We start from the raw sequence: 17,634 nt of genomic DNA on the forward strand, positions 1-17,634 counted from the left end.
ATGGAAATAGAAATTTACGAAGGTAATTTAGATGTTCCTGCAATTTATGCCTCGTGGTATAATAAATATAAACTTAAAAATTTAGGAGCTTTAATCGTCTTTTCAGGGATTGTAAGAAGTGAAGGCGGAATAGAGGCACTTAGTTTTGATATACATAAACCTATTCTTCAAAGTTGGTTTGATGAGTGGTCAAAAAAGGCTGAAAAAGAGGGCGCTATTTTACTTTTTGCTCACTCACTTGGCGATGTTAGAATTCATGAAAGCTCATATGTAAGTGGGATAGTTTCAAAGCAAAGAAAAGTAGCTCTTAGGCTTATAAATGAGTTTGTTGAAGACTTTAAGGCAAATGCTCCAATTTGGAAATATGATGTTATAAATGGTGAGAGAATTTATGCTAAAAATAGATCTCATAAGCTAAAAAATGCAGGAATTTTAAAAAAATAAGGATTAGTATATTATGAAATTTATGCCCTATGAAAAAAGTTTGGAAATTCTAGCCAAAAATACTATTAAATGGGATCGAATTGAAAAAGTTACTATAACAAATGCTCTAAATAGATATTTAGCTATAGATATAATTGCAAAAGATAACTACCCATCACATCCAACCTCAGCAATGGATGGATATGCTATAAAACATAGTGAAATTGAAAATGGTAGCTTTACAATACTAGGCGATGTTCCAGCAGGTGCCTTAAAAGATGTAGAACTTGGTAAATTTGAATGTATTAAAACTTTCACGGGCTCATTGATGTCTAAAAACTCAGACACCTTAGTGCCTGTAGAAAATGTTGAAGTTTTTGATAATACAATAAAAATAATAAAAGAGGTTCCAAAAGGATTTGCCGTTAGAGAGATTGGTGAAAGCTATAAAAAAGGTGAAATATTAATTAAAAAAGGGACTAAACTTAGCTACTCTGAGATTGCTCTTTTAGCAGAACTTGGAGAAATTTTTGTAAGTGTTTATATAAAGCCAAAAGTAGCAATTCTGGCAACAGGAAGCGAAATAAAAGATATCGGGGAACCGCTTGAAAATGAGGCTCAAATCAGAAGTTCAAACCATGTTGCTCTAAAAGCTATGATGGAACTTATGGGGTGCGAACCTATGATACTGCCTATTGTAAAAGATGAACCCAATTTAGTAGAAAATGCGATTTTACAGGGGCTTAGAAGTTGTGATATTTTACTTACCACAGGCGGAGTTAGTATGGGTGATTATGATTTTGTAAAAACTGCGCTCTCTAAAAACTGCAATGTCATTATAAATGGTGCAGCTATAAAGCCGGGTCGCCATATTAAAATTTCAAAAATTGATGAAAAATATATCTTTTCACTTCCAGGTTTTCCATATTCGGCTATGGTAATGTGCATTTTATATGTTAGAGTTTTGATAAATAGCTTTTTTTCTATTAATGACAATTACGAAGTAAATGCAGTAATGGATAGCGATTTTACTAAAAAATCTAAATTTTTAGAATTTAGTGCTTGCACTCTATACGCCGATAAAAAAGGGATTTTAAAGGTTAGCTTAAAGGGTAAAAAAGATGGCTCAAGTGCCATTGTAAATAACCTAAATCAAAATGCAGCACTCCTTATAACTCCTCTTGAATCAACCGGTCATAAAAAAGGCGATGTTGTAAAAGTTTTAAAAATGGTGTAAAATTACTAGCTAAATAAAAAGGAAAAATATGGATAGGATTTTGATTAAATTTAAAACATTTAAAATGATACATATAGCTATGATTTTTTCAATAATCATATATGGGGCTGTAATTTATATTATAAAATATGCAAACTCTATGACTCCTATAATGTCATTGGAAAAAGAACAATTCGAGTTTTTAAAAAATATATCACTTGGAGTATCTTTTTTAGTATTTTTAATTATTTTTTTTCTAAAAAAAGCTCTGATAAAAAAAGCACAAAACAGCACTTTAAGCAGTGATAAAGAAGATAAATTGTTATTCTTTTTTATGAAATACTCAGGCTCATATTACATTTGGACTGCTTTATGTGAAATTCCTGCAATTGGTGGAATTTTATTCTACTTGATTTTAGGAAATCAAGGCTATAATTTTGCAATGTTACTTATATTAATTGCTCTAGCGCTAAGAGTAATATTTTCTCCAAGATTAAAAGATATAGAAGAGATGGATCAAAAACTACAATACCTTTAAGGCACTTTTTAGCAGATGCAAATGTAAAGTGGATATAATATCCACCAAGCATCGCGCTAACATCTAAAACATTTATTATAAAAACTATTGCTCTGTTTTAATATAGTATTGATAAAACTAAAACAGACAAACCTTACCAAGCTCCCAATTTATCGCTATTTAAAAGTTGAGATATTTTTCCTTGTGTCAAATGTATTTATTTTGATGGATAAAATTTAGATAAAAAGATAGGTATAAACAAAGATATCCATGTATTTAAAACTCTCCTATAATTGGAGTTTAAACTAATTTTATTTTGAATTGTGTTTTGATAACAAAAGTTAGTCAAAATTTTTAACAAATTTTTATGCTTCACATTCTAGTTTATCTTTAAAAATCAATTAAATTAAGTTAAAATACTCATTAATACTTTAACTAAAAAAGAGTAAGCTATTTGATTATCCTATGCTAAAACAAATTTTAGTTATATATTGAAATAGCATAGGATTTTTAAATAAATTAAAAAACTTTTGGGATATTTTTTAAAAACTACCTATCTCTCTTTCACATTCTAGTTTATCTTTAAAAATCAATTAAATTAAGTTGAAAATACACATTAATACTTTAACTGAAAAAGAGTAAGCTATTTGATTATCCTATGCTAAAACAAATTTTAGTTATATATTGAAATAGCATAGGATTTTTAAATAAATTAAAAAACTTTTGGGATATTTTTTAAAAACTACCTATCTATCTTTTACATAAAACGAAAAACTAGCCATATAAAATACGCTTTTTGTTTTCCTAAATAGCTCTTTTAGCTTTCCATCTTTTTCAACTTTCTCATCATGAGATGCACTTATAACCCACTGTCCTGGTTTATCAAGTCTTATTTTTGCAACACCGTCCATAAGAAATGAGTAATAGGCAGTTCCGCCAATTTGATTTAAATTTTCACAATCTGCTCTTATAAATTCATTCATTTTATCACTTAAGCTTATTTTTTCTCCATTAAATAATACTTCAAATTCAACCTCATCTCCGACTTTCAAATCTGACATATCACTTTTTGGCATGATTTCCAAAGCATGTCCTAATGGTTTTGCTTTTCCTTTGTAATTTAGATACCTTTTAGCAAAAGCTTGATATTTTAGTGCAAAAAGAACTTTTGAAACATCATCTATCTCGTCAAGTGGTTTTTGTTTTAATCTCATTTTTCCATTTTTATCTATATACTGAGTTACAAATGCTGGTTTTGTAGTGGATTCAAAAATCGTATTTTTTAGCATATTATCTTTAAGGGAAATTTTATTAAATGCAAAATCTGCTTTGTATATACTGAAATTTTTATCTTCCTCAAATGGCTTTGGTGCGATAAATTCTGGAAAATATAGCTTAAAAATTTTGCCTTTTTCATCAATCATCTGAAATTTTTCTAAATTTATACTTCCATTTTCAGAATTTAAAATATCATCAATAGGTATTTTATGTCCCCAGCCTATATTTACCAATAAATGACCTGGCTTGTGTGCAGTATGTTCACTTAAATTTATCCAAAATGCATGAGAAAATGCACTTGATAAAAAAACTGTCAATACCAAAAAAATTCGTAAAATTTTCATCTCATCTCCTTTTAAATTTTATTTAGTTTATCTAATTATGATTTATATTATCAATCAAATTTTATCTCCAAAAGAATTTATTTTGCCTCTGCAAGGATTTTTATTTATAAATTTTTAAATAAAGATACTCTATCTATAAAATCTATTTAAAATTTATAATTCATATTAACGCCCACCTCTCTTGGTGCGGATAAGAATTTATATCCAACATAGTTTGTATCGTATCTCTTGTCAAACAAATTATTACAATATAGTGATATATCAATATTTTTCTTTTTAAATCCAAATTTGAGATCAACAAGAGCATATCCGTTAGTTTTTGCTGTATTTTTCTCATCTGCATACATCTTGCTTTGTCCATGAATAGAGGCAATTGTATAAAATCCACCAAAGCCATAGTAGTTAATACCCATACTATAAGTCCATTTTGGAGCATAGTTTATAAGTTTACCTTTATAATCACCCTTTACATCTTTAAAATCTTTATAAACACTTTTTGCATAGCCTAAATTTGCAAAAAGTGTGGCATTATCTGAAATTTTATATTGTGATTCTATTTCAAAACCTTTGCTATTAGCTTTTGCAGCATTTGTAGCATACGCAACTGATGGCGAAACATAAGTCATCACTTGTTTGTTTTTTATATCCGTATAAAATAATGCAAAATTTAGATTTAATCTATCTAGCATAGTTGTCTTTGCTCCTATTTCATAGTTTATAAGAGTCTCTTTATCATACCATCTATTATTAACTGGAGCAAAAAGCAAATATCCACCTGATTTATATCCTTTTGATATCGTTGCATATGCTAAAGTTTCATCATTTATATCATAAGATAGAGTAAATCTAGGAGAAATAGCGCTATATGAACTTGACTCTTTTTTACTTAAAAGTAAATCGTCTAAATCTATACGATCTTTATCAAATCTAATCCCCAAAGTAGCGGTTAAATAATCAGTCAAATAAAAATCACTATGACTAAAAATTCCATAACTTTTACTCTTTTTAATATTTTTTTGAAAATTTAACCCATTCATCAATAATAATCTATTTGAGTCTTGATATCCACCATTTATCCCAAATAAAAATTTTCCAAAATTCTCATTTAATCCAAATCTAAATTCTTGCATATACTCTTTTGTCTTGAAATAACTACCTAATTGCATTACTTTAATTGGAGTATGGTCTCCATCATAGTCACTAGTGTTGCGTTGATTTTTATAACTGCTTAAAGACTCAAATAGATACTTATCAAACTCATATTTAACATTAAGTGAATTTTGATAAATCCTATTAGTAGTTTTTGCTTGAAAACCATTTTGATTTATGCGTGGATTATCAGCATTTGCAAGATTCATATGAGGAGCCCCATCATTAGAGTCATATAAACTTTGAATAAACATTATTTTAAGATTATCAAGTGGAGTAAATTTAAGATTTAATTTTACAAAATTATTTTTAGTAAAATCATCTCTTTTATTTAAAAATGTATTTTGCATATAGCCATCTTTTTTGTTATGACTAGCACTCAAAGATGCAAAAAATTTATCTTTTATAAGCTCTGTGCCTGTGCTAAATGAAAAATTCCTACCCCCTCTATTTGCTAAATTTATTCCAAATTTTGTAGGGATGTCTTTGCTTGGCTCTTTTGAAACTATATTTATAACTCCTGAATAGGCATTTTTACCATACAAGCTTGATTGTGGTCCTTTTAAAATCTCAACTCTATCAATATCTTCAAGCACTATATAGTTTCCTGATGTGCCAAGATATGAAACTCCATCAACAAACATAGCAATATTTGTATTATCAAATGCAGAATTTGATTGTATTCCTCTAATAGAAGCAGAGATAATCCCTGAGCCATTAAATATCGATAAATTGGCTGAAAAGTTATTTAGATCTTCAATCTTTTTTATATTTTTATCCTGCAAATCATCTCCCTTTAAAACGCTTACTTGAGCAGGAATATCTTTTAAACTTTCATCTGTTTTTTGTGCCGTTACTACAATCCTATCAAGAGAGACAAAATTTAACTCATGAGCATTTAATACAAAGGTTAAACCCGCTGATAAAAAGATTATTTTGTTGATACTATACATACTGTCCTTTCATTTTTATGTTTATAAATTTTGATATTTTTAAAATGCAATTTCTTAAGAAGATTTTCATACTCATCACATAAAAGCATATTTTCTACATTTATAGTTTTGCTGTATTTTTCTAAAGCTTGCTTACTTCCACCATCATTTAAAATCATAAATTCTCCATTTGGTTTTAAAACTCTTCTTACTAGTTCAAAACCTCTTTTTATATCGCTCCAAAAATAAGTAGTATTAAAAGCAGTTATGAGATCAAATTTTTCATCTTCAAAATCCATACTTAAAACATCTTGATTTGATATAAATACTCTTTTTTCATCTATTAAATTTTTATTTGTCTTAATTGATTTTTCAACACTAGTTTTTGAACAATCTATGCCAAAAACTATTAAGTTTTTATTTAAATTTATAAAATTTGAAATATTCTTACCGCCTCCACAACCTATATCCAAAACTATTTTTTTATCTTGTAAATTAATCTTTGATATCGCCCATAAAGCAGTTTTATTATGACCTAAATTCATAGCTGAAAGTATAAAATTACCAATAATACCCTTAGGATATTTTGCGTTTTGTGAAAGTATTTTAATTATTTTCATCATATCGTTTTCCTTATTCAGTCACATTTTAAGTTTTAATTAGTATAATATTTTTGATTTGGATTATCAATATAATTTTTATATCTAAAGTATTTGTTTTTATATCGGAGGTATTTTTTGGCATATAAAATCAATGGCAATGATTTATATAGCGATATGATAGTAAAAGATCTTGATACAACAAGTTTTTGTCATAAAAATTTACAAATTACAATTAAAAGAAAAAGATTAAGCGATAAGGTTGAATTTTATGACATAGCTAGCCATTTAGATGAAGATGTTGAAATTTACAATGACTCATATTCAAGTAAAGGACTAATGCTTGGATTTATGATAAATGGTCAAAGTAGTTTTAAGGCTCAAAATATTAGTTTAGATTTATCTCCAAACTCTACTTATATACAAACACTTGATAGTTTAATAAACACAAAAACATTTTATAAAACTGGAACAACAAGAGTCATGGGCATAGTTATAAGTCCTGATATGGCAAATTTATTTTTAAAAAACAGTGGTGAAAATTTAAAACTAAATAGAACAAATTTAAATACAAAAATTTACTTAGATGAGATAATAAACACAAACTATGATGACTGTTTGGGCGATATATTTTTGCAAGGTAAAATTTTTGATATCTTATATAATGAATTTTCAAGCATACAAAAACAGACAAATACTAATAAGATTTTTCTTAGTAATTTTGATATAGCTGCTTTAAATAAGGCAAAAGATATACTTATATCATCATTTAAAAATCCACCTTGTATAAGCAAACTTGCAAAAATGGTTCATTTGAACGAATTTAAACTAAAAGTTGGTTTTAAACAGCTTTTTGATAAAACAGCTTTTGAAATTGTTAGAGAACAAAAAATGCTTCATGCAAAAGATCTTCTACAAAATTCAGATATGAATATATTTGAGATATCAAATTTTTTAGGTTTTAAACATCAAAGCCACTTCACAAAGATGTTTTATAATGAGTTTAATATATTGCCAAAAGAGTTTATTAAAAATAGGAAATTTTATATATAAATTAATATTAGATCTTTTTAAATTTTGGCTTGATTCAAATTTCGTCTAAATTTAGATAAATATATTTATAAAATTATAGCTTTATCGCACTGATAAATGCTTAGCTACTCTCTTTGCACTAGCAAATGCAAAATGTATATTATATCCGCCAAGCATTCCGCTAACATCTAAAACTTCACCTATGAAAAATAAATTTTTTGTAAGTTTACTTTGACAATTTTCATCAATACCACAAACCTCTACTCCACCTTTTGTAATTTCAGCCCTATCAAAACCAAAATTACCAGCAGGAGCAAATTCATAATTTTGCAATTTTTGTAATTTTTCAAATTCATCTTCGTTTAATTTATACATTTGTTTATCTTCTAAATTTTTTGATATTAAAAAAGATTTTATAAATCTTTTTGGAAGTGGAAAAAGTGTTGAGATTTGTTTTTTGCTACTTTTAAAATTAGATATTTTAAAATTTGGTAAAAAATTTATATAAATTTTGCCTTTTTCCCAAAACAAAGAGGCGTTTAAAATAGAAGGTCCGCTTATTCCTTTATGTGTAAAAAGTATATCGTCAAAAAACTCTCTATCTTTTACTTGCACCTTTGCTCTAAAACAAACTCCGCTAAGTCCTTTAAACCAAAACTCATCTTTTTGAACAGTAAAACCAACCAAAGCTGGATTTAGTTTTGATACTTTATGTCCAAATTTTAAAGCTATTTTATAGCCTATATCACTTACTCCTAATTTACTATAGCTAAGTCCACCACTTGCAACAACCAAATTTTTGCACTTAAATAGCTTATCTTTTGTCTTGACTAAAAAAACATCATCTATCTTATCGACATCTAATACTTCGGTATTTAAAAATATTTTATGCTTATTTGCTTTTTTTACTAAAAAACTTAAAACCTCTTTTGACCCATTTTTACAAAAAAACTGATTGTTTTTAATCTTTATAAAACTTAGCTCTTTAAAGAAATCAAGAACTTCAATATAACTTAAATTATCTAAAATTCTAGATATAAAATCAAAATTTCCTAAATAGTTATTGGCATTTATAAACTCGTTTGTGATATTGCATTTACCGCCGCCACTAGCAAGAATCTTTTTACCAACAGTTGAATTTTTTTCTAAAATTGCTACATTTTGTGAATTTAGTTTTGAAGCTAAAAACAAAGCACTTGCACCGCCACCTATTATGATAGTGTTAAATTCCATACAAGTGCTTTATTAATTTATTTTTTTGTATTATTGTTATCTATTTTTTCATTAGATTTTTGCTGTTTTTGTGCTTCGTTTACTAAATTAATTAAATTTTGAAGCATATTACAACCATTTTGATTTCCAAGATCACAAGATTTTTTATACAAATTTGCAGATAATTGAATATCAGGATTTATATTATAAGCACCTGTTTGAAGAAAATAACCAAATCTTGTGCAAGCATTGCTTTCATTGTTTTGGCAAGCTATATTATAAATTTCAACTGCTTTTTTTACATCTTGTGCAATGCCTATTCCATTTTCATATAAAAATGCAATATTATTGCAAGCTACAAAATTTCCACCATTGCAGGATTTTTCATATAGTGAAAATGCCTTTTTCTCATCTTTATTTAAACCACCTACTCCATTTAAATAAAAAGCACCTAAATTGTTGCAAGCAAAATAGTTATCTTTATCACAAGAGATATTATAATTTACAACAGCTTGTTCATATTTTTTTTCATTTTGATACAGCAGAGCTGAATTATTGCAAGAGTTAATATCTCCATTTTTGCAAGATTTTGAAAAATACTCTGCTGCTTTTAATAGATCTTTTTCTACATCAGCACCATTATAGTAAATTGTAGCTAAATTGTTACAAGCAATTATTGAATCGCTATCACAAGATTTCTTGAAATATTTTATTGCCTCAGTAATATTTTTACTCGTTGAGAGTCCATTTTGATACAAAAAACCAACATTATTACAAGCTAAAGAATGATTTTTATCGCAAGCTTTTTTAAAGTTTTTAAATGCTTCATTATAATTAGCTTTTGATTTGTTACTATCCTCTAAATACTTTAAACCTAAAGCAAAACAACTATCGCTAGTTCCTAGCATACATAAAGTTTTATCTTTAAAATTTTCATTAGTATTAAATTCTTTATATATTGTGTATGAAAAAATACCCAAAACTAAAACGACTAAAATAAAAATTATTTTTTTCAAACTCAAACCTTTTTAAAATATTAATAGCTGTAAATTATAGCATAATAAAAATTTTATTATTTTTAAATGCTTTTAAATATTTATGGTTTATAATTACTATTGAAAGGATTTTTATGTCAATAATTGATAAAACTATAAGAATAATTTTAGGATTTACAATTTTAATATATTTTGGACTATTCTATCCAACATGGTGGTCACTTCTAGGACTTATACCCTTAATTTCAGGGGTTAATGATTTTTGCCCTATCTATAAACTTTTAAAAAAAGGGGATAAACAAACAAAAGAAAAAAAAGATACTCCAAAGGAGAAAAAAGATTTTTAAAACCTAAGAAAAAGTCAAACACAAATATTAATGAAAGTCTATTTAAAAATTAATACTCCAACATAACAAGCTAAAATAGACAAGCATACATTTGTAGCTATATTTAAAAAAAATGTAGCTATTTTTCCCTGTTCTAAAAATACTATATTTTCATAAGCAAAAGTTGAAAAAGTAGTCAAGGCTCCTAAAAACCCTGCTGTTATTAACATCTTAAACTCAACACTAATACTAATTTTACTAGAATATGAAAGAATTAACCCCATTAAAAAACTTCCTAAAATATTTACCATTAATGTTGCAAAACCCATTGGCAAAATTTTTAAACTTATTTGAGAAATTACAAATCTCAAAATTGCTCCAAAAAATCCCCCAAAACCTACAAAAAGTAAAATTTTAAAGCTCATCGTATACCTTTTGCATTTTTTCTCTTAAATTTTTATACCAATTTTCATCGCTTACATCAAATACTTCCATACAAAAAACTTTTATCTCTCCACCTCTAACTTCAAATTTTTTAACATCAAAATGTGATACTGTATTCTTTAAAACAATAGGTTGAACTTTTAAATTTAGCTTATCGACTAAAACTTTCGCTCCATCTTGAAATTTTAAAAGTTTTTCATCCCTTCCCCTAGTTCCTTCAGGAAACATCGCTATAACACGACCATCTTTTAACCTATCTTTGACATCCCTTATCAAAGTAACGATAGAGCGGGGATTATTTCTATCTACACTTATCATTTTTGGAAGAGTAAGAATTTTACCCAAGAAAAATATATCTCCTATCTCCTTTTTTGCAACCCAAGATAAGTTTTTAGGATACAACTCTTCTAAGATAATAATATCAAGCATACTTTTATGGTTTATTAAAATAATATCAGCATTTTCATCAAACTCACCTATTTTTTGGAGTTTATAGCCTATAAAATATCTTTGAAACTTTGCCCATATATTTCTTATTTTATGATTTTTATTTTTAAACATCATCATTAAAAATATGATGAAACATATACTTAATACACAATATATACAATAAAATATCCCTCTTATTTTAGCCATTTTTTAATCCTAGATTCAAAAGTATATCTTCTTTTTTAATAAATTTTGAATTATATTTTACAACAAAACTATTATCTTTTTGGTAAGATTCTATAAATCCTCTTAAATTTTGTAATCTATTCAAATCAGTATCTTTTAAGCTTTTTAAATCAAAATATAGATTTTTAAAATCAGCAGGGTTTGTCAGAGATATAAGAAGTAAAAACCACACTATAGCTATAATTGTAACAAACATAGCAAGCTCATGTAGTCCAAATTTACCCATCATATATCCAGCAAATACACCGCCTGCAAAATTACCAAAATATCCAGCACCATTAAAAATACCTAAAACCGCACCTTTTTGATCTGATTTTGCAAATTTAGATGCTGTGCTTTGCATAATTGGCTCATGCATATTAAAGCCTATAAAAAAAATAACAATACCAATAATAAAAACCATTTGATTATCTGTTATAGCAAAAATTCCATATGCTAATATAAAAAGCACAATTCCAGATAGAAGTATCTGTTTAGCAAATCCTCTTTTTTCACCCATAGCACCAGCTAATCCCATAGCGACAAAGCCAAATACCATAGCTATAATATAAATTTTATATAAATTTTCATTTAAATATCCCATATTTTCAACAAGGACAATAGGTATAATGAAAAATGCCATAGTCATAAACATTTTTTGTAAGAAATTTGTAAAATTCATTAAAGCCAAATCTTTGTCTTTTAAAATTTCATATATGGTAATTTTTTCTTGTAAAGATTTTATTTTAATTTCCTTTGGAACTATAGTATAAAGCAAAACCAGACAAAGTATAGTAAGAAACGTGCTAATATGAAAAAGCGATGATAGTCCAAATTTATCACTTAGTATAGGACTTAAAACCATAGAAAATGCAAAAGAAAGTCCTATCATTCCACCCATTATAGCCATAGCTTTGCCACGCTCTTCCTCTTTTATAAAATCGCTTATCATAGCAATAGCCACAGCGCCAACAGCACCACACCCTTGTAAAAATCTACCAAATATCATTACATATATGTCATTTGTAAAACCACAAACCAATGAACCAATTATAAAAATTATAAGCCCTATTGCCATAGTATTTTTACGTCCAATTTTATCAGATAAAATACCAAATGGAGTCTGAAGAAGCATCTGCATAAGTGCATAAATTCCCACACAAATGCCTATTAAAAATGTAGTAGCTCCTTCTAGGTTTTCAGCATATAAACTAAAAACTGGTAAAATTATAAAAAGTCCAAAAAATCTAGTTGCAACTATAAATGAAAGAGGCAGAGTTGTTTTAAACATATATTTCCTTTTTAAAAAAGGATTATTTTATCATAACTCATAAAATAAAAACAAAATTAACATAAAATTTGATAAAATTAATAAATTTTACTAAAGGTTTTAAATTGAAAATAGTTATAGCAACAGGTAACAAAAATAAAGTTAAAGAGATAAAAGATTTTTATAATAAATTTGAAATTTATGCATTAGACGAGCTTATAAAGCCTTTTGAAATAGTTGAAAATGGTAAAAGCTTTAAAGAAAATGCACTAATAAAATCAAAAGCAGTATTTGAGGCTTTAAGTGAAAAACAAAAAGATGAATTTATAGTTTTAAGTGATGATAGTGGAATTTGTGTTGATGCATTAAGCGGAAATCCTGGGATACATAGTGCAAGATATAGTGGCAAAAATGCGACAGATAAAACAAACAGAGCAAAAATTATTTTAGAGCTTAATAAATTAGGATTAAGTTCAGCAAATGCCCACTATACCGCATGTATAGCAATATCTTCTAAATTTGGAGATTATACTACACATGGATTTATGTATGGAAAAGTGATTAATGAGGAGCGTGGAGAAAATGGATTTGGATATGACTTTATGTTTATTCCAAATGGTTTTACTCAAACTATTGGGGAATTAAGCCAAGATATAAAACTTCAAATTTCTCACAGATCAAAAGGACTAGAACTTGCGAAATTTATATTAAATATTTTAGAAAAAAACTATAGGATGAAATAATGTATAAAAAAATACTACCAATATTAATATTCTTATTTGTGGCTATATTTAGCTTTATATATCAAACAGATGAAGCAACAGCCCCAAAGCAAACTTATAGTGAACAACAATATAAAATCAACAAAAATCAAAGCATTGTTCAAAATGGTTCTTATACATCTAAAAAAGAGGTTTCTTCCTATATTTTTAAATACAAATCACTTCCAAAAAACTATATAACTAAAAAAGAGGCTATGAAACTTGGTTGGCAAAGCAAGAGTTATAATCTTTGGGATGTAGCACCCAATAAAAGCATAGGCGGAGATAGGTTTGGTAACTATGAAAATAAATTACCAAATAAAAGTGGAAGAGTTTGGAGAGAGTGCGATATAGATTATAAAGGCGGTAACAGAAATGCAAAAAGATTAGTTTTTTCAAATGATGGGTTGATTTATTATACAAGCGATCACTATAATAGTTTTGAAAAAATAGATAAGGTTGTAAAGTGAAAAAAATAGTTATAGATGGAAGATTTATAAAACACGAAACAGATGTTCATAGGTATTTAATAAAAAAGTTTAAGTTTCCAGTTTACTATGGTAAAAACCTAGATGCACTATGGGACTCCTTAAATGAGATAGATGAAAAAACTACAATAGTTTTAAAAAATCCTGATATTTTTAGAAAAAACTATAAAAATTTTGATGCTTTGTTGTCTCTTTTTAATGATTTGAAAAATGAAAATGAACTTATTAGATTTGAAATAAAAACTAACAAAACAACGAAAAAAGAGAAAAAGTGAATTTAGTTTTATTTGATTTTGATGGAACCATAACGCGTGATGACTCGCTTTTAGAATTTATAGCCTATGTTGTTGGTTTTAAGAAATTTTTTCGTGGAATTTTCCTACTTTCTCCAATTTTACTTGCTTATAAGCTAAAAATTATTAGTAATAACTACACAAGAAGAAAACTAATGAAATATTTTTTTGCTGGAATGAGTGTTAAAAATTTTAATAAAATTTGCAAAAAATACTCAACTACTCACATTGAAGATATTCTTAAAAACTCCGCTATGAAAAAAATAAACAACTATAAACAAAATGGTGATTTAGTTGTTATAGTTACAGCTTCTTTAGAAGACTGGCTATATCCTTGGTGTAAAGCTAATAATCTTGAGCTTTTAGGTACAAAAATAGAGAAAAAAGATGGAGTTATAACAGGTGAAATTGATGGTAAAAACTGTTATGGAATTGAAAAGGTAAGGCGAATAAAAGAGACTTATGATATAAGTAAATTTGATAAAATAATAGCTTATGGCGATAGTAGAGGAGATAAAGAGATGCTTAAATTTGCTGATGAGAGTTATTTTAGAAAATTTAAAGATTAATTTCTAGTTTTAATTAAAATAAAATTAATGTTTACCACTTTAAAATACTTTTATAATCTTGATGAGTGTAATTTGCCAATACCTTGTAATTTTGTATTATATAACAAAGTGGAATTTGTTTTTACCTAAATTCTTTTCAATTTTATAATAAATAATGTTTTTTCTAATTTATTATAAATAAGCTCATATTATTGTATTTTGCAAACTCGAGATTGACTATTTCAACAATATAAATGGGGTAAGTTTTGCTATTATATAATATTAATAAAAAGATTAGTATTTTTGTAATTGTATATTTGATAGAAAATTATACCTTAGAAATTTAGAGTGGAATTTCCACTCTAAATATATATTAAGCAAACATAGGTAAAAATAGATATAGTTTTATAACGATAGCATTTGCAATATCAATAAAAAATCCACCCATTACAGGAACAACTATAAAAGATATTCTTGAAGGTCCAAAGTGGTCAGTTACTGTTTGAAGATTTGCAATTGCTGTTGGTGTTGCACCCATACCAAACCCACAATGTCCAGCAACCAAACAAGCTGCATTATAATCTTTACCACAAACCCCAAATGTTACATATCTTACATAAAGAATTAATGCGATAGTTTGAACTACTAATAAAATCAAAAGCGGAAGTGCAAGCCTTGTAAGCTCCACTAAATTTAGTGTCATAATAGCCATAGCAAGGAAAAATGATAAACAAACATTGCCAACCACACCAACTTCTCTATTAAATACTTGATGAATATTAAAGTATGATAGTGCATTTCTTATAACAATACCTGAGAATAGACACCAAACAAATGTAGGAAGTGCAACTGCTGTTCCTTTTGTAATGTAAGCTATAAAAGTTCCACAAAACATAGCTAATGCAAATAGCCCTAAGCTTCTTGTTAAAGAGTAAGGAGTTATTAATCTTTGTTTATGAACATTATCAAAAACTTCATTTTCATTAGGGTCAACATCATATGGCTCTTCGGTTGATTTAAGATTATATTTTTTAATCAAATGTTGAGCTATAGGGCCACCTATTAAACCACCTGCAATTAGTCCATAAGTAGCACTTGCCATAGCAACTTCTTTTGCTGCTGTAAAATCATAAGGAGAAGCTTTAAAAACATCACTCCATGCAGCACCAGTTCCGTGACCTCCACTAAGTGTAATTGAACCACCAAGCAAACCAAGTAAAGGATTTTCGCCAAGAAGGCTCATTATGCTAACACCTATGGCATTTTGAACTATCAAGAAAAAACAAACAACAATACCAAAGGTTAAAAGCAGTTTTCCGCCTTTTCTTAAACTTGCAAAATCAGCACTTAACCCAACTGATGTAAAAAACATGAGCATAAATGGTGTTTTAATGCTCTCTTCAAACGCAAGCCTAATGTCAAATACAACACTAATTATAAAAAATACTAATGCCGCGATCAAACCACCCGTTACAGGAACTGGTATATAATATTTATTCAAAAATTTTGAATTATCTGTTATAAACGCACCAATTAAAAGCACCCCACATATAGCTACAAAAGTAGCATAAAAATCAAATGTCATTAATTGGTATGTTCCATCCTCTGTTACTTTTTGTACAATATCTACAAAACCTAAATTCATATATCTCCTTTTTATTTTATTGAGCTTATTTTACAATTATTATATTTAAATTTAACTATATGTAAAAATTTAAATATAATTTTTAAACATCCTCAAAAGTCTTAAGTACTATTATAATCTTAAATATTAACTAAAAAATATAAAATAACATTAGTATGTCAATTTTAATTTTTATTGTGTAAATTTTACTCAATACCAAACCTTATAATACAATTTCCAATTTTTAAATTTATCTATTTTTGATAAAATATAAGAAATTTATTACAAGGATAAAAATGGCAAATATTTTAATAATTGGAGCTGGTGGAGTTAGCCAAGTAGCAACTATAAAATGTGCTATGAATAGCAATGTATTTAGTAAAATTACTCTAGCAAGTAGAACAAAAAGTAAGTGCGATAATATAGCTAAGTTTATAAAAGATAGGCTTGGAGTTACGATAGAAACTGCACAAATTGATGCTGATGATACAAATGCAGTTGTAGAACTTATTAAAAAAACAGGTGCAAATTTGCTTTTAAATGTGGCTTTGCCTTATCAAGATTTAACACTTATGGATGCTTGTGTAAAAGCAGGAATTCCTTACATGGATACAGCAAACTACGAACACCCTGACACTGCTAAATTTGAGTATAAACTTCAATGGGCAAAAGATGAGGATTTTAAAAAAGCAAATACTATGGCACTTTTAGGAAGTGGGTTTGACCCAGGGGTTACAAATGTTTTTTGTGCATATGCACAGCAATATCTTTTTGATGAGATTAACTATATAGATATACTTGATTGCAATGCAGGAGACCATGGATATGCTTTTGCAACAAATTTTAACCCTGAAATTAATTTACGCGAAGTAAGTGCAAAAGGAAGATATTGGCAAAAAGATAAAAATGGGGTTGGCAAGTGGATAGAAACTGAGCCTATGGAGATAATGTTTAAATGGGATTATCCAAAAGTTGGTGTAAAAGATAGCTATTTGCTTTACCATGAAGAGCTTGAGAGTTTGTCTAAAAATATTAAAGGACTAAAACAAATTCGCTTTTTTATGACCTTTGGACAAAGCTATTTAACTCATATGAAATGCTTAGAAAATGTTGGAATGCTTAGAATTGATGAGGTTGAACATAATGGCGTTAAAATAGTTCCAATTCAGTTTTTAAAAACCCTGCTTCCAGATCCAGCAAGCTTAGGTCCTAGAACAAAAGGCAAAACAAATATAGGTTGTGTAATTCGTGGCTTTAAAGATGGAAAAGAAAAACAAGTTTATATCTACAATGTATGCGACCACGAAGAGTGCTATAAAGAAACTGGTGCTCAAGCAGTAAGTTATACAACAGGTGTTCCTGCAATGATAGGCTCTATGATGATAGCTCGTGGAATTTGGAGTGGAAAAGGCGTGTTTAATATGGAAAATTTTGATGCAAAACCATTTATGGATGAGCTTAACAAACAGGGCTTACCATGGGAGATAATTGAGATGAAACCTGGTGAGAGATACGAAGTAGAATAAAAG

Annotated in this window: 19 protein-coding genes; 10 read left to right on the top strand and 9 right to left on the bottom strand. The window is 27.7% G+C overall.

Annotated features, from left to right (window positions below; genetic code table 11):
- The 3 genes from CBLAS_RS08110 to CBLAS_RS08120 are packed head-to-tail and all read left to right on the top strand — an operon-like array spanning position 1 to position 2,177.
- Positions 1 to 444, top strand: coding sequence for a molybdenum cofactor biosynthesis protein MoaE (locus CBLAS_RS08110; RefSeq protein WP_106869947.1), 444 nt, complete (start codon positions 1 to 3; stop codon positions 442 to 444).
- A 13-nt stretch (positions 445 to 457) separates the two neighbouring features.
- On the top strand, positions 458 to 1,660 hold the full coding sequence (locus CBLAS_RS08115) for a molybdopterin molybdotransferase MoeA (protein ID WP_106869945.1): 1,203 nt from the start codon (positions 458 to 460) through the stop codon (positions 1,658 to 1,660).
- A gap of 28 nt (positions 1,661 to 1,688) precedes the next feature.
- Positions 1,689 to 2,177: a hypothetical protein gene (locus tag CBLAS_RS08120; RefSeq protein ID WP_106869943.1), complete on the top strand. Its 489-nt coding sequence runs from the start codon at positions 1,689 to 1,691 to the stop codon at positions 2,175 to 2,177.
- Between the two features lie 725 nt (positions 2,178 to 2,902).
- On the opposite strand, the gene CBLAS_RS08125 is transcribed toward CBLAS_RS08120, so the two are convergent.
- From CBLAS_RS08125 to CBLAS_RS08135, 3 genes are all read right to left on the bottom strand, one after another.
- Positions 2,903 to 3,778 carry a DUF4198 domain-containing protein gene (locus CBLAS_RS08125; protein ID WP_106869941.1) on the bottom strand — a complete coding sequence of 292 codons (876 nt, stop codon included), beginning with the start codon at positions 3,776 to 3,778 and terminating at the stop codon, positions 2,903 to 2,905.
- Between the two features lie 146 nt (positions 3,779 to 3,924).
- Entirely contained in the window at positions 3,925 to 5,880 is a 1,956-nt protein-coding gene (locus CBLAS_RS08130) for a TonB-dependent receptor (RefSeq protein ID WP_106869939.1), read from the bottom strand.
- The gene (locus tag CBLAS_RS08135) at positions 5,859 to 6,482 is read right to left on the bottom strand and encodes a class I SAM-dependent methyltransferase (protein ID WP_106869998.1); all 624 of its coding nucleotides are present in this window, start codon (positions 6,480 to 6,482) and stop codon (positions 5,859 to 5,861) included. Before CBLAS_RS08135 ends, CBLAS_RS08130 begins: the two co-directional genes overlap by 22 nt.
- A 114-nt stretch (positions 6,483 to 6,596) precedes the next feature.
- Here CBLAS_RS08135 and CBLAS_RS08140 point away from each other — a divergent pair, with 114 nt between their 5' ends.
- A complete protein-coding gene (locus CBLAS_RS08140) occupies positions 6,597 to 7,511 on the top strand; it encodes a helix-turn-helix transcriptional regulator (protein WP_106869937.1) in 915 nt (304 codons plus the stop codon).
- A gap of 81 nt (positions 7,512 to 7,592) precedes the next feature.
- On the opposite strand, the gene CBLAS_RS08145 is transcribed toward CBLAS_RS08140, so the two are convergent.
- Both CBLAS_RS08145 and CBLAS_RS08150 read right to left on the bottom strand, forming a co-directional pair.
- Entirely contained in the window at positions 7,593 to 8,723 is a 1,131-nt protein-coding gene (locus CBLAS_RS08145) for a BaiN/RdsA family NAD(P)/FAD-dependent oxidoreductase (RefSeq protein ID WP_106869935.1), read from the bottom strand.
- A gap of 17 nt (positions 8,724 to 8,740) precedes the next feature.
- Positions 8,741 to 9,718 carry a tetratricopeptide repeat protein gene (locus tag CBLAS_RS08150; protein WP_106869933.1) on the bottom strand — a complete coding sequence of 326 codons (978 nt, stop codon included), beginning with the start codon at positions 9,716 to 9,718 and terminating at the stop codon, positions 8,741 to 8,743.
- 113 nt (positions 9,719 to 9,831) lie between these two features.
- On the opposite strand from CBLAS_RS08150, the gene CBLAS_RS08155 reads away from it, so the two are divergent.
- Positions 9,832 to 10,044, top strand: a complete 213-nt coding sequence (locus tag CBLAS_RS08155) for a YgaP family membrane protein (protein ID WP_106869931.1) — start codon at positions 9,832 to 9,834, stop codon at positions 10,042 to 10,044.
- A 38-nt stretch (positions 10,045 to 10,082) separates the two neighbouring features.
- Here the strand turns inward: CBLAS_RS08155 and crcB are convergent, their stop codons facing one another.
- From crcB to CBLAS_RS08170, 3 genes are read right to left on the bottom strand one after another with little or no spacing between them, the layout of a single operon-like run.
- On the bottom strand, positions 10,083 to 10,448 hold the full coding sequence (crcB, locus tag CBLAS_RS08160; protein ID WP_106869929.1) for a fluoride efflux transporter CrcB: 366 nt from the start codon (positions 10,446 to 10,448) through the stop codon (positions 10,083 to 10,085).
- The gene (locus tag CBLAS_RS08165; protein WP_106869927.1) at positions 10,438 to 11,103 is read right to left on the bottom strand and encodes a lysophospholipid acyltransferase family protein; all 666 of its coding nucleotides are present in this window, start codon (positions 11,101 to 11,103) and stop codon (positions 10,438 to 10,440) included. Before CBLAS_RS08165 ends, crcB begins: the two co-directional genes overlap by 11 nt.
- Positions 11,096 to 12,412: an MFS transporter gene (locus CBLAS_RS08170; RefSeq protein ID WP_106869925.1), complete on the bottom strand. Its 1,317-nt coding sequence runs from the start codon at positions 12,410 to 12,412 to the stop codon at positions 11,096 to 11,098. The genes CBLAS_RS08165 and CBLAS_RS08170 overlap by 8 nt, the downstream gene beginning before the upstream one ends.
- Before the next feature lie 104 nt (positions 12,413 to 12,516).
- Between CBLAS_RS08170 and CBLAS_RS08175 the strand changes: the two genes are divergently transcribed.
- Genes CBLAS_RS08175 through CBLAS_RS08190 form a run of 4 tightly spaced genes read left to right on the top strand, consistent with a single transcriptional unit; the run spans position 12,517 to position 14,502 of the window.
- Positions 12,517 to 13,134, top strand: a complete 618-nt coding sequence (locus CBLAS_RS08175; RefSeq protein WP_106869923.1) for a non-canonical purine NTP pyrophosphatase — start codon at positions 12,517 to 12,519, stop codon at positions 13,132 to 13,134.
- The gene (locus tag CBLAS_RS08180; protein ID WP_106869921.1) at positions 13,134 to 13,622 is read left to right on the top strand and encodes a ribonuclease domain-containing protein; all 489 of its coding nucleotides are present in this window, start codon (positions 13,134 to 13,136) and stop codon (positions 13,620 to 13,622) included. The genes CBLAS_RS08175 and CBLAS_RS08180 overlap by 1 nt, the downstream gene beginning before the upstream one ends.
- Positions 13,619 to 13,915 (top strand): barstar family protein, encoded by a 297-nt coding sequence (locus CBLAS_RS08185; RefSeq protein ID WP_106869919.1) that lies wholly within the window; start codon positions 13,619 to 13,621, stop codon positions 13,913 to 13,915. Before CBLAS_RS08180 ends, CBLAS_RS08185 begins: the two co-directional genes overlap by 4 nt.
- The gene (locus CBLAS_RS08190) at positions 13,912 to 14,502 is read left to right on the top strand and encodes an HAD family hydrolase (protein WP_106869917.1); all 591 of its coding nucleotides are present in this window, start codon (positions 13,912 to 13,914) and stop codon (positions 14,500 to 14,502) included. The genes CBLAS_RS08185 and CBLAS_RS08190 overlap by 4 nt, the downstream gene beginning before the upstream one ends.
- Before the next feature lie 352 nt (positions 14,503 to 14,854).
- Here CBLAS_RS08190 and gltS read toward each other — a convergent pair whose 3' ends face one another.
- On the bottom strand, positions 14,855 to 16,126 hold the full coding sequence (gene gltS, locus CBLAS_RS08195; protein WP_106869915.1) for a sodium/glutamate symporter: 1,272 nt from the start codon (positions 16,124 to 16,126) through the stop codon (positions 14,855 to 14,857).
- Positions 16,127 to 16,401: 275 nt separating this feature from the next.
- On the opposite strand from gltS, the gene CBLAS_RS08200 reads away from it, so the two are divergent.
- Entirely contained in the window at positions 16,402 to 17,631 is a 1,230-nt protein-coding gene (locus CBLAS_RS08200; protein ID WP_106869913.1) for a saccharopine dehydrogenase family protein, read from the top strand.
- Positions 17,632 to 17,634: the final 3 nt, after the last annotated feature.

It is taken from the genome of Campylobacter blaseri, from assembly GCF_013201895.1.
GTDB lineage: Bacteria > Campylobacterota > Campylobacteria > Campylobacterales > Campylobacteraceae > Campylobacter_B > Campylobacter_B blaseri.

Excerpts from the sequence above, each read along its gene's own strand:
- CBLAS_RS08110 (WP_106869947.1), top strand. The coding sequence starts at position 1 with ATGGAAATAGAAATTTACGAAGGTAATTTAGATGTTCCTGCAATTTAT.
- CBLAS_RS08115 (WP_106869945.1), top strand. The coding sequence starts at position 458 with ATGAAATTTATGCCCTATGAAAAAAGTTTGGAAATTCTAGCCAAAAAT.
- CBLAS_RS08120 (WP_106869943.1), top strand. The coding sequence starts at position 1,689 with ATGGATAGGATTTTGATTAAATTTAAAACATTTAAAATGATACATATA.
- CBLAS_RS08125 (WP_106869941.1), bottom strand. The coding sequence starts at position 3,778 with ATGAAAATTTTACGAATTTTTTTGGTATTGACAGTTTTTTTATCAAGT.
- CBLAS_RS08130 (WP_106869939.1), bottom strand. The coding sequence starts at position 5,880 with ATGTATAGTATCAACAAAATAATCTTTTTATCAGCGGGTTTAACCTTT.
- CBLAS_RS08135 (WP_106869998.1), bottom strand. The coding sequence starts at position 6,482 with ATGATGAAAATAATTAAAATACTTTCACAAAACGCAAAATATCCTAAG.
- CBLAS_RS08145 (WP_106869935.1), bottom strand. The coding sequence starts at position 8,723 with ATGGAATTTAACACTATCATAATAGGTGGCGGTGCAAGTGCTTTGTTT.
- CBLAS_RS08155 (WP_106869931.1), top strand. The coding sequence starts at position 9,832 with ATGTCAATAATTGATAAAACTATAAGAATAATTTTAGGATTTACAATT.
- crcB (WP_106869929.1), bottom strand. The coding sequence starts at position 10,448 with ATGAGCTTTAAAATTTTACTTTTTGTAGGTTTTGGGGGATTTTTTGGA.
- CBLAS_RS08165 (WP_106869927.1), bottom strand. The coding sequence starts at position 11,103 with ATGGCTAAAATAAGAGGGATATTTTATTGTATATATTGTGTATTAAGT.
- CBLAS_RS08170 (WP_106869925.1), bottom strand. The coding sequence starts at position 12,412 with ATGTTTAAAACAACTCTGCCTCTTTCATTTATAGTTGCAACTAGATTT.
- CBLAS_RS08180 (WP_106869921.1), top strand. The coding sequence starts at position 13,134 with ATGTATAAAAAAATACTACCAATATTAATATTCTTATTTGTGGCTATA.
- gltS (WP_106869915.1), bottom strand. The coding sequence starts at position 16,126 with ATGAATTTAGGTTTTGTAGATATTGTACAAAAAGTAACAGAGGATGGA.
- CBLAS_RS08200 (WP_106869913.1), top strand. The coding sequence starts at position 16,402 with ATGGCAAATATTTTAATAATTGGAGCTGGTGGAGTTAGCCAAGTAGCA.